At 40.4% G+C, this 25985-nt stretch carries 26 protein-coding genes; 20 read left to right on the plus strand and 6 right to left on the minus strand.

Features of this window, described 5'->3' with window-relative positions:
• Nucleotides 1-64 precede the first annotated feature (64 nt).
• Nucleotides 65-1294 (minus strand): peptidase T, encoded by a 1230-nt coding sequence (gene pepT / locus G6R02_RS18665; RefSeq protein ID WP_164670875.1) that lies wholly within the window; start codon nt 1292-1294, stop codon nt 65-67.
• 74 nt (nt 1295-1368) lie between these two features.
• Between pepT and G6R02_RS18670 the strand changes: the two genes are divergently transcribed.
• From G6R02_RS18670 to G6R02_RS18680, 3 genes are all read left to right on the plus strand, one after another.
• The gene (locus G6R02_RS18670) at nt 1369-2211 is read left to right on the plus strand and encodes a sulfurtransferase (protein WP_164670876.1); all 843 of its coding nucleotides are present in this window, start codon (nt 1369-1371) and stop codon (nt 2209-2211) included.
• Between the two features lies 1 nt (nt 2212).
• Entirely contained in the window at nt 2213-2776 is a 564-nt protein-coding gene (locus tag G6R02_RS18675) for a DNA-3-methyladenine glycosylase I (protein WP_164670877.1), read from the plus strand.
• Nucleotides 2777-3088: 312 nt separating this feature from the next.
• Nucleotides 3089-3607, plus strand: coding sequence for a hypothetical protein (locus G6R02_RS18680; RefSeq protein WP_246202665.1), 519 nt, complete (start codon nt 3089-3091; stop codon nt 3605-3607).
• Nucleotides 3608-3646: 39 nt separating this feature from the next.
• Here G6R02_RS18680 and G6R02_RS18685 read toward each other — a convergent pair whose 3' ends face one another.
• From G6R02_RS18685 to G6R02_RS18695, 3 genes are all read right to left on the minus strand, one after another.
• On the minus strand, nt 3647-5077 hold the full coding sequence (locus G6R02_RS18685) for an amidase family protein (RefSeq protein ID WP_164670878.1): 1431 nt from the start codon (nt 5075-5077) through the stop codon (nt 3647-3649).
• A gap of 253 nt (nt 5078-5330) precedes the next feature.
• Nucleotides 5331-5945 carry a sterol desaturase family protein gene (locus tag G6R02_RS18690; protein WP_164670879.1) on the minus strand — a complete coding sequence of 205 codons (615 nt, stop codon included), beginning with the start codon at nt 5943-5945 and terminating at the stop codon, nt 5331-5333.
• Nucleotides 5946-5958: 13 nt separating this feature from the next.
• Entirely contained in the window at nt 5959-6663 is a 705-nt protein-coding gene (locus G6R02_RS18695) for a GntR family transcriptional regulator (protein ID WP_164670880.1), read from the minus strand.
• A gap of 163 nt (nt 6664-6826) precedes the next feature.
• On the opposite strand from G6R02_RS18695, the gene G6R02_RS20465 reads away from it, so the two are divergent.
• The 6 genes from G6R02_RS20465 (at nt 6827) to G6R02_RS18720 (ending at nt 12841) form a co-directional block, all read left to right on the plus strand.
• Complete coding sequence (locus G6R02_RS20465; protein ID WP_425509076.1) at nt 6827-6943, plus strand: RAxF-45 family protein; 117 nt, start codon at nt 6827-6829, stop codon at nt 6941-6943.
• A 131-nt stretch (nt 6944-7074) separates the two neighbouring features.
• Nucleotides 7075-8703, plus strand: a complete 1629-nt coding sequence (gene abc-f, locus G6R02_RS18700) for a ribosomal protection-like ABC-F family protein (RefSeq protein WP_164670881.1) — start codon at nt 7075-7077, stop codon at nt 8701-8703.
• A gap of 69 nt (nt 8704-8772) precedes the next feature.
• Entirely contained in the window at nt 8773-9429 is a 657-nt protein-coding gene (locus tag G6R02_RS18705) for a transcriptional regulator (RefSeq protein ID WP_164670882.1), read from the plus strand.
• A 39-nt stretch (nt 9430-9468) separates the two neighbouring features.
• Nucleotides 9469-10293, plus strand: a complete 825-nt coding sequence (locus G6R02_RS18710) for an aldo/keto reductase (RefSeq protein WP_164670883.1) — start codon at nt 9469-9471, stop codon at nt 10291-10293.
• 220 nt (nt 10294-10513) lie between these two features.
• A complete protein-coding gene (gene rsgA / locus G6R02_RS18715) occupies nt 10514-11578 on the plus strand; it encodes a ribosome small subunit-dependent GTPase A (protein WP_164670884.1) in 1065 nt (354 codons plus the stop codon).
• Nucleotides 11579-11740: 162 nt separating this feature from the next.
• Nucleotides 11741-12841 (plus strand): Rpn family recombination-promoting nuclease/putative transposase, encoded by a 1101-nt coding sequence (locus G6R02_RS18720; protein ID WP_164670885.1) that lies wholly within the window; start codon nt 11741-11743, stop codon nt 12839-12841.
• 121 nt (nt 12842-12962) lie between these two features.
• Here the strand turns inward: G6R02_RS18720 and G6R02_RS18725 are convergent, their stop codons facing one another.
• Both G6R02_RS18725 and G6R02_RS18730 read right to left on the minus strand, forming a co-directional pair.
• Nucleotides 12963-13502, minus strand: coding sequence for an HD domain-containing protein (locus G6R02_RS18725; RefSeq protein ID WP_164670886.1), 540 nt, complete (start codon nt 13500-13502; stop codon nt 12963-12965).
• A gap of 15 nt (nt 13503-13517) precedes the next feature.
• Nucleotides 13518-14108 carry a TetR/AcrR family transcriptional regulator gene (locus G6R02_RS18730; protein WP_164670887.1) on the minus strand — a complete coding sequence of 197 codons (591 nt, stop codon included), beginning with the start codon at nt 14106-14108 and terminating at the stop codon, nt 13518-13520.
• An 86-nt stretch (nt 14109-14194) separates the two neighbouring features.
• Here G6R02_RS18730 and G6R02_RS18735 point away from each other — a divergent pair, with 86 nt between their 5' ends.
• The 11 genes from G6R02_RS18735 (at nt 14195) to G6R02_RS18785 (ending at nt 25963) form a co-directional block, all read left to right on the plus strand.
• The gene (locus tag G6R02_RS18735; protein ID WP_164670888.1) at nt 14195-14740 is read left to right on the plus strand and encodes a 2TM domain-containing protein; all 546 of its coding nucleotides are present in this window, start codon (nt 14195-14197) and stop codon (nt 14738-14740) included.
• An 89-nt stretch (nt 14741-14829) separates the two neighbouring features.
• Nucleotides 14830-15780, plus strand: coding sequence for a DMT family transporter (locus G6R02_RS18740; RefSeq protein WP_164670889.1), 951 nt, complete (start codon nt 14830-14832; stop codon nt 15778-15780).
• A gap of 22 nt (nt 15781-15802) precedes the next feature.
• Nucleotides 15803-16852 carry a type 2 isopentenyl-diphosphate Delta-isomerase gene (gene fni / locus G6R02_RS18745; protein ID WP_164670890.1) on the plus strand — a complete coding sequence of 350 codons (1050 nt, stop codon included), beginning with the start codon at nt 15803-15805 and terminating at the stop codon, nt 16850-16852.
• 567 nt (nt 16853-17419) lie between these two features.
• Complete coding sequence (locus G6R02_RS18750) at nt 17420-18730, plus strand: homoserine dehydrogenase (RefSeq protein WP_164670891.1); 1311 nt, start codon at nt 17420-17422, stop codon at nt 18728-18730.
• On the plus strand, nt 18727-19788 hold the full coding sequence (gene thrC, locus G6R02_RS18755; RefSeq protein WP_164670892.1) for a threonine synthase: 1062 nt from the start codon (nt 18727-18729) through the stop codon (nt 19786-19788). The genes G6R02_RS18750 and thrC overlap by 4 nt, the downstream gene beginning before the upstream one ends.
• Nucleotides 19785-20687 (plus strand): homoserine kinase, encoded by a 903-nt coding sequence (thrB, locus tag G6R02_RS18760; protein ID WP_164670893.1) that lies wholly within the window; start codon nt 19785-19787, stop codon nt 20685-20687. The genes thrC and thrB overlap by 4 nt, the downstream gene beginning before the upstream one ends.
• 649 nt (nt 20688-21336) lie before the next feature.
• On the plus strand, nt 21337-22197 hold the full coding sequence (locus tag G6R02_RS18765) for an MBL fold metallo-hydrolase (protein ID WP_164670894.1): 861 nt from the start codon (nt 21337-21339) through the stop codon (nt 22195-22197).
• A gap of 147 nt (nt 22198-22344) precedes the next feature.
• Nucleotides 22345-23064 (plus strand): DsbA family oxidoreductase, encoded by a 720-nt coding sequence (locus G6R02_RS18770; protein WP_164670895.1) that lies wholly within the window; start codon nt 22345-22347, stop codon nt 23062-23064.
• A gap of 253 nt (nt 23065-23317) precedes the next feature.
• The gene (locus tag G6R02_RS18775) at nt 23318-24271 is read left to right on the plus strand and encodes an ABC transporter permease (RefSeq protein ID WP_164670896.1); all 954 of its coding nucleotides are present in this window, start codon (nt 23318-23320) and stop codon (nt 24269-24271) included.
• Entirely contained in the window at nt 24261-25211 is a 951-nt protein-coding gene (locus G6R02_RS18780; RefSeq protein WP_164670897.1) for an iron chelate uptake ABC transporter family permease subunit, read from the plus strand. Before G6R02_RS18775 ends, G6R02_RS18780 begins: the two co-directional genes overlap by 11 nt.
• Complete coding sequence (locus G6R02_RS18785; RefSeq protein ID WP_164670898.1) at nt 25205-25963, plus strand: iron ABC transporter ATP-binding protein; 759 nt, start codon at nt 25205-25207, stop codon at nt 25961-25963. The genes G6R02_RS18780 and G6R02_RS18785 overlap by 7 nt, the downstream gene beginning before the upstream one ends.
• Nucleotides 25964-25985 lie beyond the last annotated feature (22 nt).

The following is a 25985-nucleotide window of genomic DNA, read 5'->3' on the forward strand; positions in this document are numbered from 1 at the left end:
ATATTAACACTGAATGTTTTCGTCCGTCCATGCTAAATAATGTATAAAATAAACTCGAAAAGGATTATTTTGTTTCAAACAACCGGCAGATTTCAATTACAACGTTCGTTGCTTTTTCCATATTGTCTACTGAAATATATTCAAATTTGCCATGATAGTTTTCGCCACCGGTAAACAGGTTTGGCGTTGGCAGTCCCATATAGGAAAGCTGTGATCCGTCAGTACCGCCCCGAACCGGTTTTACAAGTGGGTTTATACCAAGGTTTTCCATTGCTTCATAGGCCGTATCAACAATTTGTTTTACAGGCTCAATTTTTTCACGCATGTTGTAGTACTGATCAGCCATTTCAAGCTCTGCACTACCGTTACCATATCTTTCATTAATTTCATTGGCAATCTTGCGGACAGTTTCTTTACGGGCTTCAAAATTATTTTTGTCAAAATCACGAATAATATAGTAGACTTCTGTTCTCTCCACATCACCATTTACTGAAATCAGGTGATAGAAGCCTTCATATTTTTCGGTATGTTCAGGTGATTCCTTATCGGGAAATTTCTGAATAAATTCAGCGGCTGTTTTCCCGGCATTGACCATTTTATTTTTCGCTGTACCGGGATGAACGTTATTTCCGTTAAATGTGACTTTGGCTGCTGCGGCATTGAAACTTTCATATTGCAGTTCACCGAGTGGTCCCCCGTCAACTGTATAAGCAAATTCAGCGTTAAAACGATCTATATCAAATTTATGCGGGCCACGTCCAATTTCTTCATCTGGAGTAAAGGCTATACGAATTTTCCCGTGCTTGATTTCAGGATGATTAATCAAGTAATCCATTGCAGTCATAATTTCCGCTACTCCAGCCTTGTTATCGGCGCCAAGTAAAGTTGTTCCGTCTGTGGTGATAAGTGTATGTCCCTCGTAGCCGGGCAACTCCGGAAAATCCTTCGCAGACAAAATTACGCCAAGGTCTTTATTAAGTGTAATGTCATTGCCATCAAAATTTTCGATGATTTGCGGATTTACATTTTTGCCGGTGAAATCAGTTGCTGTGTCAACATGCGCAAGAAATCCGATGGCCGGCACATCTTTATCTGTATTGCTTGGAAGTGTTGCCATCACATAGCCATTGTCATCCACGGTTACATCATCCATGCCGATATTTTTCAGCTCATCTACGAGCAGGTTGATAAGATCCCATTGTCCTGGAGTTGATGGTGTTGATTCACTGCTTTCATCTGATTGCGTATCAATTTTTGCATATTTGATCAATCGTTTGATTAGTTCTGCTTTCATTATGTATTCATCTCCTTTTATTAATGATAATGTTATCATAAATGGTAAGGAAGAAAATAATAAGGAGGTTTACTATGTCGGTTATAATCAATGACGAATGGTTAAAGGACAAAATGGAGAATACTCCGGATGATTTAGTAGTTGTTGATGTGCGTTTCCAATTAACGGACCCGGAAGCAGGGAGAAAGGTTTATTTGGAAAGCCATATTCCAGGTGCAGTTTACCTTGATTTAAACAAAGATTTATCAGCTAAGCCTGGTAAGCACGGAGGGAACCACCCATTGCCGGACATGGATATATTTTCCGCAAAAATTGGTAATATCGGAATTGACCATGATACAACGGTTGTTATTTATGACCAAAACAATGAAATGTTCGCATCACGATTGTGGTGGCTGCTTTATTATGCAGGACACGAAAACGTACATTTATTGGACGGAGGATTTGATCATTGGGTTCAGCAGGGTCATGAAGTAACGGATGAAATTACAAACTTAACGGCAAAAGAATTCCGGCTGAAACTTCGGGAAAATGAAGTAGCCAATATTGAGCAGGTCAAAGAAAAAATAAATACTAATTCAGCAACATTAATTGATTCCCGCGGAAGAGACCGATATTTAGGTAAAACGGAACCTCTTTATGCAAAAGCGGGCCACATTCCCGGGGCGAAGAATTTCTTTTGGAAAAATGTTTTGGACGAAGAAGGAAAGTGGAAAAAGGATGTCAATCTCGAGGGGAATTTTTCAGACCTGTCAAAGGACGATGAAATAATCGTCTCATGTGGGTCAGGTGTTTCAGCCTGCCCGAATGTCCTTGCATTGAAGGCTGCAGGATTTAAAAATGTGAAGCTTTATCCGGGGAGTTTCAGTGACTGGATTTCCTACGAAGAAAATGAAGTAGAAACAAAGGAAGAGTAAAATGGTTAAAAAAAGATGTGAATGGGTTACGGATGAACAAGTATATATAGACTATCACGACCAGGAGTGGGGGAAACCGACGCACGATGACCAGATGTTGTTCGAAATGCTTTCATTGGAAGGTGCGCAGGCCGGTTTGAGCTGGGTTACGATATTAAAGCGCCGGGATAATTATCGGAAAGCTTTTGATAATTTTGATCCTGTAAAAGTGGGTGAATATGATGAACAGAAGGTGGCTGAACTTCTGCAGGATGAAGGAATTATCCGGAATAAGCTTAAAGTGAATTCAGTCGTAACCAATGCCCGGGCATTTTTGAAGGTCCAGGAAGAGTTTGGGAGTTTTGATGATTATATATGGCAATTTGTCGGTGGTAAGCCTATTTTAAATGATTGGGGTGCGCATGCCGAAGTTCCAGCTTCTACAAAAGAATCCGAGCAAATGAGCAAAGATCTGAAGAAACGCGGATTCAAATTTGTTGGTCCAACGATTTGCTATGCTTTCATGCAGGCAACTGGTATGGTTAATGACCATACGAAGGAATGCTTTTTGTATCACGGGAAGTAAGGAGTTTTAGGAGTTCTGGTGGAAGCGGACATTTAATCCTTTATTTGTGGCAAAAGCATTGTTTTTATGACTTACACGGACATTTGTTCCGCTATGCATCAAAAATCAATGCTACTTCCTGCAATTTAAGCTGGATAACGGAATATATGTCCGTCAAAACAGTAAATTGGTGCTTTTTTATGATAATAGTGGAAAATATGTCCGCATATATAGTTAGTAAATGATACCACGGAATTTTAACATTCCTCTTGAAAAACACATAAAATCTAGTAAAATACCAAATTGTGTGCTTTTTTGAGAGGAGGGAATACGGTGTCTCAAAGTATTTTTATGGAACAGGAAGAAACAAAAAGTAAAGATGAAATCAAACAAGAACTGGATACGTTGGAATTTCAATTATTCCGCATGCAGGAAAACATGAAAGAGATTGCCAAAGTGTCTGAGGTTGTCAGCATTGATCAGACGAATAATGATGAGTGGGTCATCATTTATGCTGATAAAACGGCGGAAACATGCCAGTTGATGCTGCACAGTTGTAACAAGCCGTACCGAGGCAAGTGGAATTCAGCTATTCAGGCAGAATATAAAGATGAGCAAAAGCTGCATATTGCAGATATAAAAGGCGAAGAAAATAAAGGATATGGATCCGTTTTGATGAAACACTTAAAAGAGGTAGCCCGGGATGACAATGTACAATATATTACGGGTAACATTGTGAAACGGGATTTTGACCATGTTGACCGGTTAAAGTATTTTTACGGCAAGCATAATTTCGACGTGAAAATTGACCATCAGGAGCAATATGGTGAAATTATTTGGAATGATGGGTAGAAAGGTGATTTCAGTGAACGTGAAATCGCCTTTCTTTTTTTAACCCAATTTTGGTGCTTTCCTATGTTTTGTTGCTTGTTCATAGGCATATGCCAATTCGATTAGCTTAGCTTCAAAAAAAGCTTTGCCTGTGAATGTAATGCCAACTGGTTTTCCTTCTGAAGTATACCCGGCTGGGACAGAAATGGATGGATACCCTGCTTTGGCTGCGATTCCTGCTCCATAATTATTGGCAAAAATCAGGGCGTCTAACTTATGCTCATCCATTGTCTTATCGATACCCTTATCCTGTGACATTTTCAGATCGTTTAATCGGGCATTAATGTATTCTGCTTCAACAAGTTTCCCGCTCTTTTCATCGGAATGTTTAAGAATCGTCTGACCATATTTAAGGGCTGCTTCCTCATAAGATGTATTAAATTGAATGACTTCGGATAAAGAGTGAACCCGGACATTCGCCGATAAGTCATTTAAATACGCATTTACGCCACTTTTGAATTCATGAAAAAGAACATTCATGTCGTCCAAGTCAGAGGGAAGCGATACTGGATCGATTATCCTGGCTCCGGCATTTTCTATATCCGTCAAAGCAGCGTTGATGATATTATTTTCCTCCTCATTCAGTTCTTCCAGGTAATCCCTTGAAATACCAAGTTTTGCGTTTTGCAATCCATTTTGATTCAACGATGCGGAATAACTATGGTTTATGTCCCGCGGCATCATGGAAGTGGCCGGGTCTTCTTCATCAACACCAGTAAGTACGTCTAACATAATTGCCGCATCTTCCACAGTTCGTGTCATTGGCCCCGCGGTATCCTGACTGTTTGAAATTGGAATAATTCCGGTACGGCTCAGCAATCCAACAGTCGGTTTTATACCAACAAGGGAGTTGCTGCTGGCAGGACTGAGAATCGATCCGCTTGTTTCCGTACCGATTGCACCTGCTGCAAAGTTTGCTGCAATAGCGGCCCCAGACCCGGAACTCGAACCGCCAACATCGAACTTGCCCGGTCCATATGGATTCATAACCTGTCCACTCAGCGAACTGTAACCATTTGGCATTCCTTCTGTCATAAAATTAGCCCACTCGGTTAAATTGGTCTTTCCCAGGATGACAGCACCAGTCTCACGCAGTTTTTTGATGATAAAAGCATCATCATCCGCATAATTATTTTTGAGGGCAACAGAACCTGCTGTCGTATGTGTTTTATCGCCGGTGTTGATATTGTCCTTTACTAAGATGGGAATGCCGTGAAGCAGACCACGCGCGCCTTTTTGAGCACGCTCTGTGTCGATTGCCTCCGCAATGTGTAATGCTTCTGGGTTAATTTCCAAAACAGCATTGATTTCATTATTGTACGTTCCGATTTGTTCCAGATACAACATGGTTAGTTTTTTTGCTGATAGATTTCCGGCATCCATCTCCTGCTGCATTTTGGAAATGGTTGTTTCGGTTAGTGTGAACGACATGGGGGTACCTCCTTTTATAAATATTATAATTTGGATTAAGCATTAGACGCTTCTTTAAAAAATTCACTTCTGTTGATAAAGGTATTATTTAATGTTTGAAATTTCAAGAGACTTGCAAAAAATATGTTAGTAGATTTCGATAAGTTAATGCTCAGGAAATGTAAACAGAAATCCTATTATCTTTATACTCAAATATTGATTAAATTATGAAGCAGAACCCGGTTGTAATGTGGGTTCTGCTTATACGTGAAAATTATCTTGCGCGTTTTTCCAAATTCCTTGCTGTTTCGCTCTTTTCTACTTGTTTATGATCTCTATACGTACCAAGAGTTTTATCAGCAGAAGTGTGTGTTACACCAAACCAATAGTTTTCATTTTTGAAATGATGCCAGAGATGGGCCTTCTTAATCTTTTTGCCCATTTTTGTGCGTGGTTTTATTGGCTTATGGGCAACATAATGCTTCCATTCATAATAAAGGAAATAGCCCATTACCCCTGCAAGAAAAGCTATTGTAAGCTGCAGGTTGGCTGTGATCAGGTAGAAGATCAGTGATGCAATGAAAAAGTTTGGCAGGCTAAACCAAATTGGCAGAAATAATAGACTTAAGTCACTGGGATCTACATGGTGATCAAAGTGTAAGCGCTTAATTATTTTCAGTAAAAACGGACTCTTGGGTGTTTTCATATGAAACAAAAATCGGTGAATCATATATTCACTCGTTGCATATCCAGCCATTCCAATTACAATGGTTACCCATGTAGTTATTTGCAGGGAATGTGCAAGTGTAAAAATCAAAATTGGAACAAACAAAATCATCATAATCGTGACATCCGGGAATTTTAGAAATTCCTTGTAGTACTTCCCCATTTCAAATACCTCCTTAATTGATAGTTTCCTGACTTTGTTTTCCTTCAGAAATATGACTATTCCATAATGCATAGCTTTTCTCCATCATTGATTTTGTCAGTCTTTCAGCTTGCCGGGAATCCCCTTTAAGTGCTGCTGCCATTAGTTCTTTATAGTAGTTATACGAAGCTTTACGGGAATAAGAAAGTGAAAAGTAGCGCGTTGCCATTTCGATATATGCACCTTCAAAACTGTTTAATGTTAATAGAAAAATGGGATTTTCAGATAAACTGGCCAGCTCTTTTTGCAGCTTCCAGTCAAATAATGCATAGTCCTCTGGCTGATCCATTAGTTCATCCATTTTGGCGAGTATGCCAACAACTTTTGGATGATGCAAATTAATGGCATTTTTTACGTATTGGGGTGTCATGGCGATTCGCATCTCTAAAAAGTAGAGTACGAATTCATCTGGTATGTCGTCACAATACTGGACAATATTTACAATCGTCGTGACATTGCCTTCCTGCCAATAATCATTAACAATAGCCGATTGACCTTTTCGTAATGTCAACCAACCACCATGACTTAATCGCTGCAGCACTTCTCTGATGGTGGGACGGCCCACCTGGAATGAAACGGCAAGCTCTCTTTCGGATTGTAACGAACTTCCTGCGGGGTACTTTCCTTGAATGATTGCATTGATCAATTCTTTGACAATTGCTTTTGAAGATAGATTCATAATCGGATTCTCCTTATGGTCATACCATATATTCTATTGGTATTACCAATTAGTTTATAATATTCAGAAAATAAGGTCAAATATGGATTTTGAAATAACTTATATTGACTTCCATCCACATTTCCCATAAACTATAAACATATCATTTAAGGAGGTGGATCAGATGAACATTACTGGTAGCGGCATATCAAAATTTACAGAATACCTGTGGATTTGCTATGCGCTTTTTTCCGATGTTTCTTTCCAGGGGATACGTATGTCCTTTTTTAAGACAACTTAACGGAAAAAATACCAGTAAGAGACATCTGACCACAAACGGAATTTTTATGTAAAAGACGGTGGAGATTGATTCTCTGTCGTCTTTTTTTGTGTCTGGAGTGGAAGTGTCTCTTCTAACGGAGGAAGAGAATTATGATTGTATGCAGTATACAAAATGTAACGCAGATTATTGGTGCAAATACTATTTTTGAAGGAATTACAACTGAAATTAAACAAGGTGACCGGATTGGCCTAATTGGCAGAAATGGTGAAGGGAAGACGACGCTGCTTGATTTGATTGCCCGAAGAACGCAGCCGGTCTCGGGTCAGATTACCTGGAAAAAGGATTCGACGGTAGGGTTGCTGGAACAAACGCCAGAAATTGCTAGCAGGAAAAAAGTTGAAACCATCCTTTATGAAGTCTTTGCTTCGATTGAAGAAATGAAAGTACGTATGACAAAACTGGAACGTTCTATGTCAGAGGAAACGGATCCCGACAGATTAACCCGACATATTGAAAAATACGGTGCCCTGCAGGAGAAATTTCAGCAGGATGGCGGCTATGAAGTCGACTCACAAATCAGAAGAATTATGAGTGGATTGAACATTGATAGTTTAGCTGAAAAGGAATGGCAGCAGCTTAGTGGCGGTGAGCGGACAAAAGTTGGCTTAGCGCAGCTGTTGTTAACTTCACCAGACCTGTTACTGTTGGATGAACCAACGAATCACCTGGATTTATCGGCTATTGAGTGGTTAACAAACTTTATCAATCAGTACGACGGAACAGTGGTGATTGTTTCCCATGATCGTTATTTCCTGGATGAAACAGTCACGTCGATTTTGGAGATGGATCAGGGGGAACTGATTAAATATCATACGAATTACTCTGGTTTTGTAAAAGAACGGGAAGAACGTCTGCTCAAAGAGTTTCAGCAATACGAGGACCAGCAAAAGAAGATTAAAAAAATGAAAGAAACAATCAAGCGGCTGAAAGAGTGGGCAAACCAGGCCAATCCGCCGAATGACGGACTTCATCGCCGGGCTAAAAGTATGGAAAAAGCACTGGCGCGAATGGAAGTAAAGAAAAAGCCTATTTTGGAACAGAAAAAAATTGACCTGGATTTTCAGATGAACAAACGCAGTGGAAAAGATGTCGTGAGCTTGGAGGAAGTTTGTAAGTCTTATGGTGACCGGCAGTTATTTTCCAACGTGAATATGTTAGTCCGGTTTCAGGAGCGGATTGCCATTATTGGTGAAAACGGAAGCGGTAAGTCGACAATATTGAAAATGATATTAGGCAGTGAATCCGTGACAGACGGCGAAATCAGGCTTGGAAGCAATTTGTCGGTCGGCTTTTTATCACAGCACATGTTTGAAATGGATGGTGAACGGTCAATTCTTGATGAATTTCGTGATCAGGTCCATGTGACAGAAGGTGACGCGCGGGGAATATTGGCGAGGTTTATGTTTTACGGGAAGACTGTTTTTCAAAAAGTGAAAAGCATGAGTGGCGGTGAAAAGATGCGGCTGCGACTGGCACAGCTCGTCCATCAGAACCATAACCTGCTCATACTTGATGAACCGACCAACCATTTGGATATTGAATCAAAAGAAGTTCTGGAGGAAGCACTTGATCAGTTTGATGGCACAATAATCGCAGTTTCCCATGATCGTTATTTTCTGGATAAAATCTTCCCGATTACGTATTGGCTTGCTGATGAGGACCTGAATAAATACGACGGAAATTACTCTTTCGCCCGGGAGAAGCGAAGTGTGCAATAGGGGAGTTTTTCGCGTTGCTGGCACAGTGTTAAAATGATGATAAAGGCTAGTGAAAGGGTGTCCTTTATCATGGAAAAGGAGAAAGAGCTTATCATTAATGAACCGCATTGGACTATCCTGGCTATTTTACTGGATGGGCGGTTTTATCCAATCAGTGATTTGGCGTATATGACCGGACTGACAACGGAGAAAACGAGAGCGTATGTATCTGAACTGATTGGAGAAAATATCATAGATATAGAAGATAATGGCAGACATGCGTATTATGGAATTGATAATTCGGAGACTGCCGAAGCGGTGAAGGAAGCATTGTCTTCCATGCCGGTGCCGGAAATCAGACCATTGAAGCAAAACCCCAGGAAAAAGGCTGTCGGTTATGCAAGAACGTGTTACAGTCATCTGGCCGGAGAACTGGGTATTAAACTAGCCGATGCTCTGGTTGAGCAAGGTATAATCGGTAAAGGAGACAAGGGGTTTTACGTAACAGATAAAGGAGAAATCCATTTTAGAAACATGCAAATAGATGTTCAAAATCTAAGAGGTTATAACAAGAAATGTCTGGACTGGACCGAGCGCAGGCATCATATCGCAGGTCCACTGGGTAAAACACTGGTGGAGAGATTTTTGGATCTTGGCTGGATTGAGCGGGTTTCGGAATCACGGTCACTGAAGGTTACGAATGAGGGGAAGAAAGCGCTTAAAAATAAATTTGCGATTGTTATTTGATAAACTTGAAGCCCAACATGGAAGAAAGGAAGCGATCAGATGGACTACGTAACATTGAATAATGGTCTGAAAATGCCGCAGCTCGGGTTCGGAGTTTGGCAGGTACCTGATGAAGAAGCGACGCCTGCTGTATCAAAGGCTCTGGAAGTTGGCTATCGTTCGATCGATACGGCTAAAGTATATGAAAATGAGAATGGCGTTAGAAGGGCTCTTGTAAAAAGCGATGTTCCCCGTGAAGATCTGTTTATTACAACGAAGCTTTGGAATACGGATCAGGGTTATGAAAATACATTAAAAGCATTTGATAAAAGTCTCGAGAGGCTGGGTTTGGATTATGTTGATATGTATCTTATCCACTGGCCGACACCAGAGTTTGATGATTATGTCGAGACATTTAAAGCAATGGAAAAGTTGTATAAGGATGGGCGAGTGAAGGCAATTGGTGTCTGCAACTTTAATGTTGAGCATTTGCAGCGCCTGCTGGATGAGTGTGAAGTAGTTCCTGTTGTGAATCAGGTGGAATGTCATCCATTCCTGCAGCAAAAGGAACTGAAAGAGTTCTGCAGGAAGCATGATATTTTTGTGGAAGCATGGAGTCCGTTAATGAGCGGTGGGGATGTTTTAAGCAATAATGTCGTGAAAGGTATTGCTGATGAGTATGGCAAAACAATCGCGCAGGTTATTCTTCGCTGGCATCTGCAATCCAATTCTATTGTTATTCCGAAATCTGTCACTCCATCACGGATTGAAGAAAATTTCGATGTATTTGATTTCGAGTTAAGCTCAGATGATATGGACAAAATTGCTGAACTTGACCGCAATCATCGCAATGGCCCTGAACCGAGTCAAATGAATAAGCGTTAAATGATGAGCCGGACGTGGAATAATTCTGTATCCGGTTTATTGCATTTTCTGAAAAAAGACGTATACTAAAGATATTCAAGTTCATCCATTTTGAAAGGAGTGGTGTTTTATGGAAAATGTAAATCAATATTCACTAAACCAAAACACAAATAGCAAAATGGAGGAACAGTCGGTATAATGCATTGACTTTTCCTCCAATATTCAGGGAGGAATTTTTTAATTGCATAATTTGAAAAAAATAGGATGGGATCGTTCCATCCAGAATATTGAAGAAGAAAATGCAGCACGGGTTATTACCGTTCAAAAAAACAGTTACCGTGTATCGGATGGGAAAACGGATTATTTTGCTCACTTAAGCGGGAAGTTTTTGAATCAGGTTGCGAATTCACTTGATTTTCCTGCCGTCGGTGACTGGGTGGAAGTACTGAAACTCAAAGATGAGCAAAAGGCTGTTGTAAATAGTCTCCTGCCGCGAAAAAGCCAATTTGTCAGACAGGCGGCCGGTCCAAAGGTTGAAGCACAGATAGTTGCGGCCAACATGGACACTATCTTTATTGTAAACTCGCTTAATCACGATTTGAATGTACGGCGAATCGAACGTTATCTATTATCTGCTTACGAAAGTGGTGCAACCCCAGTAATTGTACTGACAAAAAAGGATGAGTGTTCCGCTGATGAAGTAAAGAATTGTTTTGAACAGGTTGAAGAAATCGCAATCGGTGTCCCAATCGTTGCTATAAGTAATGTAACACGTGATGGAATCGATGAATTAATGGAATATTTACCCGCAGGAAGGACAGCAGCATTGCTTGGTTCATCAGGAGTCGGCAAGTCCACACTCATAAATACACTTCTGGACAAAGAAGTTCAGGAAACAAAGGGCATCCGCGATGCAGACAGCAAGGGACGGCATACAACAACACACCGTGAAATGTTCGTGTTGCCGAATGGTGCTTTACTGATTGATACGCCGGGCATGCGTGAACTGCAGCTTTGGGAAGGCGAATCGTCTATGGATTCTGCTTTCAGTGATGTGGAAGCATTTGAAAAAGAATGCAAATTTAACGATTGTCAGCATGATACAGAGCCGGGATGCCGGGTTCGGGAGGCACTGGAGAGTGGTGAATTGTCCGAGGAGCGGTTTAGAAGCTATCGAAAACTGCAGCGCGAACTGGCTTTTGAACGACGGAAACAGGATCAGCGGGCATATCTGGAAGAGAAAAATAGATGGAAGAAACTGAAGAAGCAGCGCCAAAATGGGTATAAGCTTCAGAAAAAGCGTTGACATATAATTTGAAGGGGCGCCTCTCATCATGAAAGTGACTGGTGAGGCGCTTCATTTATGAGTTAGCTTGTTTTCAGATTTGTTTGTCATTTACTGTTTTGTTATACTGGTAATAGAAGTATAGCCTCAGTAAGTCCCCACTAGCATAAAGGATGTGTTAATATGCCTCTAAACACACTGATTAAAGAAGAAACTCCGTATTATCGTTTAATGAAAGACTACACAAACTATCACAAGGAACCAAATCGGAATACGAACAACATTCTAAAGCGAATACCACTAGAGCGATTAATGGACTTAAAAGTTGATTATGCGTTTAAACAACTTTTTGGCAGTGAAAAGAATAAAAATATTACGGTCGTATTTTTAAATGCCATCCTGCAACAAACCGGTCGAAATCAAATTAAAGAAGTTTCCTTTCTCAATACCGAATCAGGCGGTGAGTATGCGGATGACAAACAATCAAGGCTGGATTTGCTGGTAACGACAAATGCCGATGAACAGATTAATGTGGAAATTCAATTCACGAATAAATACGATATGGTGAAACGTTCCTTATACTATTGGGCTGGAGTATACCGGGGACCGTTTAAAAAAGGAATGGCATATCATGAGCTAAGACCGGTCATAGCTATAAATATCCTCAACTTCGAATTATTCCAGCGGACAGAGAACTTTCATACAACTTTTCATTTGTATGAGGATAAAGAAAAATTCATGTTGACAGATGTGATGGAATACCACTTTATTGAAATGCCCAAGCTAATAAATGACTGGAAGAACGACAAATTGAATCCATGGAACGATGTACTGGCCAGATGGCTGATGCTCCTTGGCATGGTGGATCACAGGAATAATGAGATATATGACGACATTTATCGGGAACTGGAGGAGGTTGCTTTGAGTGATGAGTCATTGCGTAAAGCGTTTGAAAGCTGGGAAGAGATAAGCATGACGGAAGAACAATACTTCGAATATGAAGGACGTTTAAAGCGTATTTTGGATGAGGAAGCTGTCGAACGAGAGAGAGAACTTCGAATGCAAGAGGCGGAAAAGGAAGGAATAGAAAAAGGAATACAGAAGGGAATAGAAAAAGGAATAGAAAAAGGAATAGAAAAAGGAATACAAAAAGGAGAGATAAATACCAAAGAAGCCATTGCCCACCGGCTTTTGGCAAAAGGAGTAGATATTGATATAGTTGCAGAAACGACTGAACTCTCAAAAGATAAAATTAAAATAATCCAGCGTGAGCTACAAGAATAGTTATTTACTTTATTGTAAGTACCTCCATTAAGCTATTGGACTTAAGGGAGGCTTTTTTGTTTTAGACTATTAGTGCACTAAATCAGGATTTATGTGGAAAAGACGGGAACAGTAGTATTTTTTAGCCAAACACCCGCTTCACCGCTTCAGAAAACTTCTGAAAATACGCAGGTATCTCACTTTCAGCCAGTCCAACACACATATTTTCTTCAATTGATTTATTATACCATTTCTGCTGTTCGTACCCGGCGTTAAAGTTGTACCACAGCGCATCACCCTGGCGTTCATATTCTTTTTCCATGGAAAGCAGATTGTCCAACTTGTCTGCAACAATCAGGTATTTCACTTCTTTTTCAGCATATTTAACCGTATCAATTGTGTGCTGTTTGCGCTCCTGCCAGGATTTTGATTTATCTTCTGTATGGGCGGCGACTAAATGAGTGACACGTGGTCCAAACGCGTCCTCAATATCTTCCATTTCATATGGTGTATCTTCAACAACGTCATGCAAATAGCCCGCGCAGATTAATTCATCACTAAATCCGGCTTCCTGTAGTCGCTCAGCTACACGAATCGGGTGGGTTATATAGGCGTCGTCTGAGCTTTTTCGTTTTTGACCGTGATGTGCTTTTTCAGCAAACGTCCTAGCTTGTTCGATCATTACGTTTACCTCCTGTTAGTTGCAGATTGAGTCCAGATGATACTTCAGTCTTTCAATCATTTTTTCAGCGGGGAATTCTTCTGGATGTAACAGGGAATGCAGTGCTATCCCATCAATCAACGCGTGCAGTCTTTCCGCTTCGGCTGCTTTATCGATAGCCTGACGGATAAGGCCCATTTGAATTAACCCGCCAATCACATATTCCATTGCCTGCCTCATTTCAGCATATACGTCTTTACCGAGTTTATCCAACTTTTTATCGACAAGCATCCTGGACGAAAAGACCAGCCACACCTCCATTGCAATCCGCTGATCCTCATCGATTGGCAAAAACTCGCTCAGCATCTCCAACGCGACATCCATTGGCGGACTTTCATAGTTTTTATTTAAAGCACGCTTCTTAACTCGCTCTGACACAAGCTTCATCGAAAATGCCAGCAATTCGGATTGACTGGAAAAATAATGGCGTAATGACCCGACAGACAGATCAGCTTCTTTAGCAATTTTCCTGACTGTTGCCTGTTCCAATCCTTCTCGTACAATAACATTCCAGGTTGCTTCGGCAATTTGAATTTTTCTTTTTTCATGATCAACTATTTTTGGCATATTTTTATTATAGCACGTCTGTACCAATTAAAAAAGGTATGGTAATATTCTATTTAAAACAATTGTGTTAAAAAGGAGAAACGCTTATGATAGGCTGGTTTATTGTTGCATGTGAAATTGGATTTTGGGTATTTGTTTTGTCCGGGTTGGTTGCACGGTATATTTTAAAGAAAAAGAAGCTTGGTGCAGTTCTGCTCATTTGTACACCGGTGGTCGATTTATTGCTGTTGATCGCAACAGTTATCGATTTGAAAAACGGTGCAACGGCTACAACTGTGCATGGCGTTGCGGCAATATACATCGGTGTAAGTGTTGCGTTTGGACATCAGATGATCGACTGGGCTGACAGGTATTTTTCATATTGGTTTGCTGATGGTAAAAAGCCGGTAAAGAAGAAAAAATACGGGAAAGAATATGCGAAACGTGAACGCGGCGGCTGGTACCGTCATTTATTGGCGTGGTGTATTGGCACTGCAATTTTGGGCGGAATTATTTTGTATATTAATAATCCATCGCAAACAGAGGTTTTGTTTCGGACATTACAGTTCTGGTCACTTATTCTTGTGATCGACTTTGTCATTAGCTTCAGCTACACCTTATTTCCAAAAAAAGAAAATAGCGGCTGGTTGTAAAGACAGTTTCCTTCCATTCTAGTAAAATAACAAGTACACTTAATGAAAATAACCTGATTTTATGAAGTCGTAAGGAAAGTTGGATCCGAATGGAAAAAGAACAATCAATCGCTATATACTTTTGGTTACTTCTTGTTCCTTTATTCTGGGGAGGAGCGTTTGTAGCCGCCGAACATATTATTACGGAGATTCCTCCAGTTACTGCGGCTGCATTTCGTTTTGGTTCGGCAGGTATATTGCTGATGATATTTGTTTTGTTCCGGAAATCCCTTGACGTTGAAGCCATCAAAAAACAATGGCTGACGATTCTCTTGATGGCTGTTACAGGAATATTCGGGTACAACGTTTTCTTCTTCACGGCACTAGACATTACCTCTGCCATTAACGGGTCATTAATTGTTGCAACAACCCCGGTGTTAATAACGTTTGGTGCGGTTCTGTTTTTGGGTGAAACCTGGAATAGACAGCTTGGTTTTGGACTTTTTTTATCATTATTGGGAGTTATAGTTGTTATTTCGAAGGGTTCATTAGCCACAATTATGAATCTGGAATTTAATCTTGGTGATTTGCTGTTTATTGGCGGACTATTATGCTGGGTTACTCATGGACTATTGGGAAAAGTGGCGATGCGTGATGTATCACCCACAGTTACAACGACATTGACAACATTGACCGGATCCATATTTCTGTGTATTTTCTCTATTCCCGAGAATGGATGGGACGCTATTTTTAGTATGTCTGCACAGGCATGGGGGGAAATGTTATTTATGATCATTTGCTCATCAGTCACAGGTTTCTTATTATGGAATTATGGGATTAAACAGATTGGTGCAAGCAAAGCCAGCATATATATGAATCTGGTGCCAATTAACACGGCACTGCTGGCAGTAGGCTTATATGCTTCACCAATTACATGGACGCAAATAATTGGTATGATAATGGTAATCACAGGGGTATATTTTGTAACATTTCATCAGTATTTGAAAAATAAACGTGCCCATCAACGAATGGCTCATTTTGAAAATAAATCAGTAAAATAATTTAGCGTTAGGATGTGTAGATATGGAGGAAGGAATTAATAAACGGAAAACCGAACATATTCGCCATTGTTTAACAGATAATGTGGAGGGTGTAAATAAATCAACCGGTCTTGAAGGGATTTCATTTATACATAACGCATTACCTGAAATAAACTTTGCGGATATACAGCTAAGTACCAGTTTTTTGGACAAGCCAATCAACGCACCATTTCTGGTCAGTTCCATGACCGGGGGCTCGGAACTTGCAGCGAAAATAAATCAGAATCTGGCGACCGCAGCCGAAGAAAAAGGCTGGGCAATCGGTCTTGGCTCAACCCGTGCCTTGCTGGAAAGTGATGCACATAAGGAATCCTTTTTAGTACGAAAACAGGCGCCAACAGTGCCATTAATCGCCAATATCGGTGCTGTGCAGCTTAATTATGGATACGGTGCTGAGGAATGTCAGCGGATTGTTGATTTGACTGGTGCAGATTCAATCTATTTACATTTGAATCCGCTGCAGGAAGCGGTACAGGATGAAGGAGATTTAAATTTTGAAAACCTGCTGCCAAAAATCGAAAAAGTTTGCAGTGAGTTGAATGTGCCTGTCGGCGTAAAAGAGGTAGGCTTTGGTATTGACGGAACCATTGCTAAAAAATTATATGATGCCGGCATCTCCTATATTGATGTAGCGGGTGCTGGCGGTACATCATGGAGCCAGGTTGAAAAGCTCCGCTCGACAGATCCATTGAAAAAAGCTGCTGCCGAAGCATTTAACAGTTGGGGAATTCCAACGAAGGATTGTATTGTTTCGGTTCGCAGCGAACTTAGTGATGTGCCATTGGTATCCAGCGGCGGCATGAAAACCGGCATGGACGCAGCGAAAGCACTGACAATTGGCGCTGATCTGGTTGGCTTTGCACGGTCATTGTTAAAGGCTGCAACTAAATCTGATGAAGCCGTAATCCAAACAATGGACCAGATTGAACTGGAACTGAAAATGACAATGTTTGGTATTGGTGCGAAAACTATCAGTGATTTAAAAAATACGAAACGGGTTTCCATTATGGGGAAATCGTTGCTTGAAGAATAGATTTCCAGCTGTTTGCCTAGTATGGTGAGCAGCTTTTTTACATACAACAGTTGAAGTTCAACAAATATATAAAAAATTAAAAAAACTGTTGACCAACTGCTTAAAACGTTATATGATTATCAGCAATATATTAAATTTTAACTGTCAGTCAGGAGAATAATTTTAACTCAACGACGGGAACTCGAAGGAACATGTTTCATGTATTTACAGAGATCCGGGAGCGCTGAAAACCTGGAAGTACATACTGTTCCAACACCATCCCTGAGTGCTAAGTGGAACGGGTTTTCTTATTATACTTAGCCAGGTTCATTCATATGCACCTGTTATCAAAGCAGGCTGTTTGGCAGCCATATAAGGTAGTATTTGCGAGAATACTACAAACTTGGGTGGAACCGAGGAGAGTAAAACCTTTTCTCCCCAATAATTCTGATATTATGCAGATTTATTGGGGAGAGAGGGTTTTTTTAATAGCTTTTATATCAAGAATTGTTACGAACAGGGGATGCAACAACATTCTCTGAAATAGCATTTTAGATAATTGATAAAAAAACAAAAAGGGGTGGAAGTATGAAAAAGAAAATATCTGTTGGTCTTCTAGGTTTGGGAACAGTTGGATCCGGTGTCTATCAAATTATTAAGGAGCACCAGGAAGACCTTGTGCATCAACTCGGATATGGTGTTTTGGTCAAACGTATTTTAGTAAGTGACATGAGCAAAGAGCGGGATGTCCGTGTAGACTCCGGTTTACTCACTGCAACTCCTGAAGACGTTTTAAATGATCCGGAAATTGACATCATCATTGAGGTTATGGGTGGAATTGATGATACACGTGGACATATTTTAAATGCCTTTAAAGCCAAAAAACATGTCGTGACTGCCAACAAAGATCTAATGGCATTACACGGTTCAGAACTGCAGGATGCTGCAATTCAAAATGGCTGTGATCTCTTTTATGAAGCCAGTGTTGCAGGTGGAATTCCAATAGTACGTGGTATTGCAGAGGGACTTGTTCCCGACCAAATTCAGAAAATCATGGGAATTGTTAATGGAACAACAAACTATATTTTAACGAAAATGGATGATGAGGGTGTATCCTTTGAAGACGCTTTAAAAGAGGCGCAGGAACTTGGCTTTGCTGAAGCTGATCCTACAGGGGATGTTGAAGGCTTGGATGCCTCAAGAAAAATGGCTATCCTTGCCAGGATGGCATTCTCGATTCCTTTTGATTTAAACGATGTTGAGACTTGCGGAATCTCGTCCCTGGATTTAGCAGATTTACAGTTTGGAAAAGAACTTGGCCTTACAATGAAGCTGATTGGTTTTGCTCATTTTCAGGATAATCAGATTGAAGTAAGTGTACAGCCCACATTCCTGCCTGAAAAACATCCGTTGGCAGCAGTTAAAAATGAAAATAACGCAATTTATGTTAATGGAAAAGCTGTTGGTGAAACAATGTTTTATGGTCCTGGTGCAGGGAGCTTACCAACCGCTACAGCTGTAATGTCAGATGTTACTGCTGTTATTAAAAACATGCTATTGGATGCAAATGGCCGTCAGAGTGTGACACCACGGTTTGAAAAGGTATTAAAAATGCCTGATCAGCGTTTTGGAAACTATTATGTCAGGATGCATGTGCGGGATGAGGTTGGAGCATTTACAACAATTTCGTCTATCTTTAACAGCTTAGCTATCAGCTTTGAACGAATTTTACAAGTCCCGATCAAAGGAAATGCGCAAAATGAGCTGGCTGAAGTTATCGTTATTACACATGAAACAACATTGGAAAAAATCAACAGCGCCTTAACAGACCTGCAATATGCGGATGTTGTTGAGGAAGTGAAAAGTTATTATCGCATTGAGGGAGGTTTTGATCGATGAATTGGCGCGGAATTATGGAACATTATGCATCTTATTTACCGGTTACAACAGAGACACCAGGCCTAACGCTTCATGAAGGAAATACGCCGTTAATCCACTTCCCGCATCTATCTGAAAAGCTGGGTATTGAGTTATATGGAAAAGTGGAAGGAATAAATCCTACTGGCTCTTTCAAAGATAGGGGAATGGTGCTGGCTGTCGCAAAAGCTGTTGAAGCGGGGAGTAAATCAATTATTTGCGCCTCCACCGGGAACACCTCAGCCTCTGCAGCTGCCTATGCTGCAAAAGCAGGTATAAGGGTTTTTATCGTTATTCCAAAAGGAAAGATAGCGCTTGGAAAACTTGCACAGGCAAAAATGTATGGTGCTGAAATTGTTGAAATCGACGGCAACTTTGATGATGCATTAAAAATGGTACGACGGGTAGCCGACAACTCTGCAGTAACACTTGTTAATTCGGTGAACCCTTACCGGTTGGAAGGGCAAAAAACGGCTGCATTTGAGGTTTGTGAACAACTGGGATCGGCTCCTGATATTCTCGCTATTCCAGTCGGTAATGCGGGGAATATAAGTGCTTACTGGAAAGGGTTTAAAGAATATCATGACGTAAAACAAACAGGTCTTCCTAAAATGTTCGGATTTGAGGCGGAAGGGGCTGCGGCGATTGTTAACAATAAAGTCTTCACCAACCCCGAAACAGTTGCAACAGCTATTCGAATTGGAAACCCGGCAAGTTGGGATCTGGCAGTTGCGGCGAGGGATGAATCGGATGGAAAAATTGGGTCTGTAACTGACGATGAAATAACGGAAGCATTTCAGCTGCTCGCTCGTTACGAAGGAATTTTTGCAGAGCCTGGATCCTGTGCCTCTATTGCGGGAATAATTCAGCAATGTAAGGAAGGCTCAATAGCACGTAAAAGCAAAGTGGCAGCCGTCTTAACGGGAAATGGGTTAAAAGATCCGCAGACAGCAATCAATCAAGTGAATGTAGAACCAGTGTCACTGCCAAATGATGAAGAAAAAGTTTCGGCTTATATTTCAGATATGGTGTCAACATGAAACATTTCCATATCTCTATCCCGGCAAGTTCGGCAAACATGGGTCCGGGATTTGACTCGGCCGGGTTGGCATTGAACCGATTTTTGACACTGGATGTGAAAGAGCAGGAAAAGTGGGAGTTTGTCCAGAAAAACTTCTTGCCTTCTTCTCAGGAATTAGCGGATCATTTCATTTATCAGGTTGCGAATCAAGTAGCACGCAAGCATCAAAAAATACTGCCTGCATGTAAAGTGACTGTTTCCAGTGAAATTCCCTTAGCACGTGGTCTTGGCAGCAGTGCTTCAGCAATACTGGCAGGGATTGAGCTGGCGAATCAACTCTGTGATTTAGCTTTAACAAATTACCAAAAGCTGTACTATGGAACTGAAATCGAGGGACACCCGGATAATATCGCACCTTCATTGTTTGGAGGTATTGTTATTACTGCAGGAACACAGCATAACAACGTTGAATACATCCAGATTCCAGCCCCGGGTTTAGACGTTGTTGCCTTCATCCCCGATATCGAACTGAAAACCGAAGCAGCAAGAGGTGTGCTTCCAGCTGATTTTCCCAGAAAAATTGCCACTTCTGCAAGTGCAATGAGCAACGTAATGATCGCGTCCCTTTTATCCGGCGATTATGATTTAGCTGGCAAAATGATGGAAAGTGATCAGTTCCATGAACCATACCGGGCAGGACTTATTCCGAATTATCAATCCATAAGACAGGATGCTAAAAAAGAAGGGGCTTTCGGTACTGTTATAAGTGGGGCTGGTCCAACAATGATTTCATTTGTTCCTGAAGGTAAGGCAACTATGATTTGTGAACGAATGGAAGCGAAACTTTCAGATTATAAAGTTGCCGCGTTAAAAATAAATCACAATGGGTTGCAGGTACGTAAAAAAGTTCAGCTGTAAAATATAGCTGGACTTTTAGATTTTTGTTAAAGGCTTATTTCGTCATTTTTGTTGATTTTTAATTTCGTAGTTGATATAAACTGCGAACTAAATTCGATTAGTAAAAAGTTAGTATGGCTCTTTGACAACCGCAGCTGGAATATACTCGCTTTCACGTCTCCGGGTACCAAGGCGACATCTGCTCAAAAAGTTCGTTTTCGCAGTGTCTTCTTAGCCGTGGGCAAGTGCCGAGCCCTCCTCGACTCGTTCCTCGTCTGCGGGGTCTCGCCTAACTTGTACTTCCCACAGGAGTCTCGCATATTCCAGCTGCTGGTTTTAAGGGTTAAATCATTTTAGTTACTAAAAAAATATTGATTTACCAAGATAGAATGAGCAAAACACAGCGGAGGAAATACGCTGAGACTCCTGGGGGAGGAAAGGCATCGGTGAGACCACGGAGTGCGTTAGCACGAAGTGGGCTCAGCAGCCGCCCCCGGAAAGCGAAGTGTATTTCCGCAGCGGTGTTATTGCACTCAACTTTCTTTAAAGTGTTTCGCATTTTATATCTTTTGTATCAAAAACTACAATTTATACGAAAACAGTCTTGTTTAAAAAATCCAGTTTATTTTATCGCTTCCTCCTAATAATAGGGATAAAGGAGGATGTTGAAATGAATGAAGAATTACATGAAAGTAAGGATAATAAACCTATACCGATGACATCAATTACGAGCGGGTTGGGGCAAGAGGTTATCAATGATGTATATTACTATACCGATCAAATTGTAAACTTATGCTTTATTGGGTTTCCTAAAGAAGGAGAGTGGGTACTGATTGATGCAGGTTTGCCAAATGCAGCAAAGGAGATACGCTCAACTGCAGAAGAGCGTTTTGGAAAAGACAATAAGCCTTCTGCGATTATTTTAACACATGGACACTTTGATCATGTGGGTGGACTGGTTGAATTGGTGGAAGAATGGGATGTTCCTGTATATGCGCATGAGCTGGAACTTCCTTTTTTAACTGGTGAAAAAAGCTATCCAAGACCGGACGCTTCAGTTGAAGGTGGAATGCTGGCCAAAATTTCAGGAATGTATCCAAATGAACCGATTAACTTAGGAAATAAGATCAAGCCTCTGCCGGATGACAATCGTATTCCAGGACTGGATGATTGGAAATGGATTCATACCCCCGGTCATTCCCCAGGACATATATCGATATTTCGGGAAAACGATTCAATCCTTCTATCCGGTGATGCCTTTATAACTGTCAGGCAGGATAAAATGTATAATGTTTTGATGCAGTCGGAAGAAGTTAATGGGCCGCCACGATACTTAACAACAGATTGGCAGGCTGCTAAAGAATCCGTAGAAAAGCTGGCGGCATTACAGCCAGATACAGTTATACCTGGACATGGTTCGCCGATGCAAGGTGATAAATTAACAAAAGGATTGAAAAAGCTGGTAGAGAAATTTGACCAGCTGGCAGTACCGGATTATGGACGATTTGTTGACGATTCTAAAAAACATTAAAATTATATGGCACTTTCTTTTTCAAGGAAGTGCCGATTTTATTCATCCTTCCTTTAAACCGTGCATTTCCGCTTTTCCATCAAGCACAACATTTACTGTTACTTATCAAGCTATGCTACAATAAAAAACAGAAATGAGGTGTTTTCTATGAAAATTGAAGTTTGGTCAGATTTCGTATGTCCGTTTTGTTATATAGGTAAACGCAGATTGGAATCTGCTTTGGAGAAATTCGCACACAGTAATGATGTAGAAGTAGGGTATAAAAGCTATGAACTTGATCCCGAGGCTGAAGCAAAGCCTGGTCAGAACATACATGAATATCTGTCCGCTAAAAAAGGAATGTCTTTTGAGCAGGCAAAGAGCATGAATGAAAGTCTGGGAGAGCAGGCTGCAGAAGTTGGTTTGACATACAATTTTGATACGATGCAACATACGAACACTTTTGATGCCCACCGTGCAGCAAAATATGCAACCGAAAAGGGTAAAGGAAAAGAAATGACCGAACGCCTTTTAAAAGCTTATTTTACGGATTCTGAACTTATCAGTGACCATGCAACATTAATCAAGCTTGCCGGTGAGGTTGGTCTGAATGAGGATGAAGTGACAGAATTGCTGAAGATCGATGATTATGCAATTCATGTTCGCGGTGATGAAGAACAGGCAAGACAATTGGGAGTGCAGGGTGTTCCGTTCTTTGTTTTTAACGAGAAATATGCTGTCTCCGGTGCACAACCACCAGAAGTATTCTCGGAAGTTCTTGAAAAAGTATGGCAGGAAGAGAATGAAAAGCCGGAATTGCAATCATTGAATCCTAAAAAATCAAAAACCACCTATTGCACAGATGAAGGATGCGAAATCGAAGAATAGAATAATTCGTGAAAACTGGCCCTCCCGGAGGTACATTACTCTCCGGGAGGGCCGGTTTTTTTCCATTGCATGGACGTTTGCATTTTTCTTATTGGACAAGAAGCTGTAACAATTTTCCTGAAAAGATAGTTGACGATGCGTTAAAATGTGCTATAATCTCTAATAGATAATCTAATTGATAATGAATATCATTCTTAATTAGATCGATTTAAAAGTAATAATTATTCTAAATTCCATACGAAGGATTTTCATAATGAAAATTTGGCACCTTATTACGGCAGTTATTGTATTGTCGTTCAGTTCGACTTTTATAGGGGTTTCAGACATTGCTCCCTGGAACATTTTCAGCTTATCAAAGGAACAGATGGAAATTCTGATGATCAGCCGTTTGCCAAGGCTGGCAAGTATTCTGATAGCGGGAATGAGCATGAGTATCTGCGGCTTAATTATGCAGCAGCTCAGCCAAAACAAATTTGTTTCACCAACGACTGCCGGAACGCTGGACTCAGCACGGTTAGGCGTTTTAGTTGCATTAATGATGTTTACATCTGCAAGTCCGCTGCAAAAAATGCTTGTTTCATTCTTTTTTGCTCTGTTGGGAACATTCATTTTCATGAAAATTCTTGAAAAAATCAAATTCAAAGATGCCATTTTCATTCCGCTGGTAGGGCTGATGTTCGGAAACATTATAAGTTCTGTTGCTACGTTTTTTGCGTATAAGAATGATCTGATTCAGAATATGTCTTCATGGATGCAGGGTGACTTTTCCATGATTATGAGCGGCAATTATGAGCTGATGTATGTCAGTATCCCGATATTAATTATTGCCTATTTATTTGCAAATAAATTTACAATTGCGGGAATGGGAGAGGATTTTTCAAAGAATCTTGGTTTGAATTATCGCCAGGTGGTCAATATCGGCTTAATCATTGTTGCATTAGTCACAGCCTCTGTCGTTTTATCGGTCGGAGTTATCCCGTTTCTGGGCTTGATTATTCCAAATATCGTAACAATTTATCAGGGCGACCATTTGAAAAAGAGTTTATTACATACAGCATTGCTGGGAGCTGTCTTTGTATTATTTTGCGATATCATTGGTCGGGTAATTATTTATCCGTATGAAATACCAATCAGCTTGACGGTTGGTGTTATCGGGAGCGGAATCTTCATTTACTTGCTGCTGAGGAGAAAGAAATATGGACTATAGGAAAAAGACAATCATCCTGGCAGTTATCGCAGTTATTTTGGCATTTTTGTATATTTTATATGATTTAAGAGGCAATATCGGTTATATTCTGCCACGGCGGATTATGGAAGTAGTCGCCATTATTATAACCGGAGCAGCAATAGCATTTTCAACAACAGTCTTTATGACCATCACGAACAACCGGATTTTAACACCGAGTATTTTAGGCCTTGATTCGCTGTATCTGTTACTCCAAACGGCTATCATTTTTATATTTGGATCCCAGTCACTTGTCATGATGAGCAGCAACATTAATTACTTTATTTCTGTCGGGGCAATGGTGTTATTTTCCCTTCTGTTTTACCGCTTCCTGTTCAGAGGGGAGAAAAATAATATATACTTCCTGTTATTAATCGGAATGATTTTGGGCACATTTTTCGGAAGTGTTACCGATTTCATGCAAGTGTTGATTGATCCGAATGAGTTTATGGTTGCACGTGACCGGATGTTTGCAAGTGTAAACAATGTGAATGAAAATCTTGTTTATTTGTCACTCGGGCTTATAGTACTTGTAACACTTTTCTTTATGCGGTATTACAAGTATCTGGATGTATTGGCCCTTGGAAAACATCAGGCGATTAACCTGGGTGTTCCGTACGATTACGTTGTGAAGCGGTTACTTATCATTGTTGCTGTTTTAATATCAATTGCGACAGCCCTGATTGGACCGATAACATTTCTTGGCTTGCTGGTTGTCAATGTTGCACATGAATTTTTAAAAACATACAGGCATTTTTACTTAATTATTGGTTCCATTTTAATCAGTATTATTGCATTGCTTGGCGGGCAGTTCATCGTTGAGGAGTTATTCTCATTCCAGACAACGATAAGTGTCATTATCAATTTTGTCGGTGGTGTGTACTTTATCTATCTTTTGTTAAAGGAGAATAAATCATGGTAGATATTAAGAGTGTTATTAAGAATTATAACCATAAGAATGTCGTTGATGATGTGTCGTTAACAATTGAAAAAGGAACGATTACGTCATTTATCGGGCCAAATGGTGCAGGAAAGAGTACGTTAATATCGATGATCAGCAGATTGATCACAAAAGATGAAGGTGTCATTACGATTGACGGAGAGGATATTACCAAGGCGAAGAACAATGAGCTGGCAAAGAAAATCTCTATTTTAAAACAATCCAACGCAATTAACCTCCGCTTGACGATACGGGAACTGGTTTCGTTTGGGCGCTTTCCTTACTCGCAAGGGAAATTGAAGAAAGAAGACTGGGCAAAAGTTGATGAAGCAATACATTACATGGAACTTGATGAAATCCAGGATAAATACCTGGATGAACTGAGTGGTGGTCAGCGTCAGCGGGCACACATTGCAATGGTAATCGCACAAGATACAGAATATATTTTGCTTGATGAACCGTTAAACAATCTCGATATGCGCCATTCCGTACAGATTATGAAAACACTAAGAAGACTTGTGAATGAGCTGGGCAAAACCATTTTAATCGTAATTCATGATATCAATTTTGCTTCATGTTATTCAGACCAGATTGTTGCCTTAAAAGATGGAAGAATAGTTAAGCAGGGACGGACCTGTGATGTAATTGATGAATGTGTTTTAAAAGATATTTATGATATGGATATTGACATTAAAAATATCAATAATAATCGGATTTGTGTTTATTTCGCATAAAAAATACGGAGAGGTTGATTGA

The sequence above is a fragment of the Virgibacillus doumboii genome (assembly GCF_902806455.1).
GTDB classification, from domain to species: Bacteria; Bacillota; Bacilli; order Bacillales; family Amphibacillaceae; genus Lentibacillus; species Lentibacillus doumboii.

What these genes read in the sequence shown, in the direction of transcription:
- pepT (WP_164670875.1), bottom strand. Translation starts at nt 1,294, where the DNA reads ATGAAAGCAGAACTAATCAAACGATTGATCAAATATGCAAAAATTGAT.
- G6R02_RS18670 (WP_164670876.1), top strand. Translation starts at nt 1,369, where the DNA reads ATGTCGGTTATAATCAATGACGAATGGTTAAAGGACAAAATGGAGAAT.
- G6R02_RS18675 (WP_164670877.1), top strand. Translation starts at nt 2,213, where the DNA reads ATGGTTAAAAAAAGATGTGAATGGGTTACGGATGAACAAGTATATATA.
- G6R02_RS18685 (WP_164670878.1), bottom strand. Translation starts at nt 5,077, where the DNA reads ATGTCGTTCACACTAACCGAAACAACCATTTCCAAAATGCAGCAGGAG.
- G6R02_RS18690 (WP_164670879.1), bottom strand. Translation starts at nt 5,945, where the DNA reads ATGGGGAAGTACTACAAGGAATTTCTAAAATTCCCGGATGTCACGATT.
- G6R02_RS18695 (WP_164670880.1), bottom strand. Translation starts at nt 6,663, where the DNA reads ATGAATCTATCTTCAAAAGCAATTGTCAAAGAATTGATCAATGCAATC.
- G6R02_RS20465 (WP_425509076.1), top strand. Translation starts at nt 6,827, where the DNA reads ATGAACATTACTGGTAGCGGCATATCAAAATTTACAGAATACCTGTGG.
- abc-f (WP_164670881.1), top strand. Translation starts at nt 7,075, where the DNA reads ATGATTGTATGCAGTATACAAAATGTAACGCAGATTATTGGTGCAAAT.
- G6R02_RS18705 (WP_164670882.1), top strand. Translation starts at nt 8,773, where the DNA reads ATGGAAAAGGAGAAAGAGCTTATCATTAATGAACCGCATTGGACTATC.
- G6R02_RS18710 (WP_164670883.1), top strand. Translation starts at nt 9,469, where the DNA reads ATGGACTACGTAACATTGAATAATGGTCTGAAAATGCCGCAGCTCGGG.
- G6R02_RS18720 (WP_164670885.1), top strand. Translation starts at nt 11,741, where the DNA reads ATGCCTCTAAACACACTGATTAAAGAAGAAACTCCGTATTATCGTTTA.
- G6R02_RS18725 (WP_164670886.1), bottom strand. Translation starts at nt 13,502, where the DNA reads ATGATCGAACAAGCTAGGACGTTTGCTGAAAAAGCACATCACGGTCAA.
- G6R02_RS18730 (WP_164670887.1), bottom strand. Translation starts at nt 14,108, where the DNA reads ATGCCAAAAATAGTTGATCATGAAAAAAGAAAAATTCAAATTGCCGAA.
- G6R02_RS18735 (WP_164670888.1), top strand. Translation starts at nt 14,195, where the DNA reads ATGATAGGCTGGTTTATTGTTGCATGTGAAATTGGATTTTGGGTATTT.
- G6R02_RS18740 (WP_164670889.1), top strand. Translation starts at nt 14,830, where the DNA reads ATGGAAAAAGAACAATCAATCGCTATATACTTTTGGTTACTTCTTGTT.
- fni (WP_164670890.1), top strand. Translation starts at nt 15,803, where the DNA reads ATGGAGGAAGGAATTAATAAACGGAAAACCGAACATATTCGCCATTGT.
- G6R02_RS18750 (WP_164670891.1), top strand. Translation starts at nt 17,420, where the DNA reads ATGAAAAAGAAAATATCTGTTGGTCTTCTAGGTTTGGGAACAGTTGGA.
- thrC (WP_164670892.1), top strand. Translation starts at nt 18,727, where the DNA reads ATGAATTGGCGCGGAATTATGGAACATTATGCATCTTATTTACCGGTT.
- thrB (WP_164670893.1), top strand. Translation starts at nt 19,785, where the DNA reads ATGAAACATTTCCATATCTCTATCCCGGCAAGTTCGGCAAACATGGGT.
- G6R02_RS18765 (WP_164670894.1), top strand. Translation starts at nt 21,337, where the DNA reads ATGAATGAAGAATTACATGAAAGTAAGGATAATAAACCTATACCGATG.
- G6R02_RS18770 (WP_164670895.1), top strand. Translation starts at nt 22,345, where the DNA reads ATGAAAATTGAAGTTTGGTCAGATTTCGTATGTCCGTTTTGTTATATA.
- G6R02_RS18775 (WP_164670896.1), top strand. Translation starts at nt 23,318, where the DNA reads ATGAAAATTTGGCACCTTATTACGGCAGTTATTGTATTGTCGTTCAGT.
- G6R02_RS18780 (WP_164670897.1), top strand. Translation starts at nt 24,261, where the DNA reads ATGGACTATAGGAAAAAGACAATCATCCTGGCAGTTATCGCAGTTATT.
- G6R02_RS18785 (WP_164670898.1), top strand. Translation starts at nt 25,205, where the DNA reads ATGGTAGATATTAAGAGTGTTATTAAGAATTATAACCATAAGAATGTC.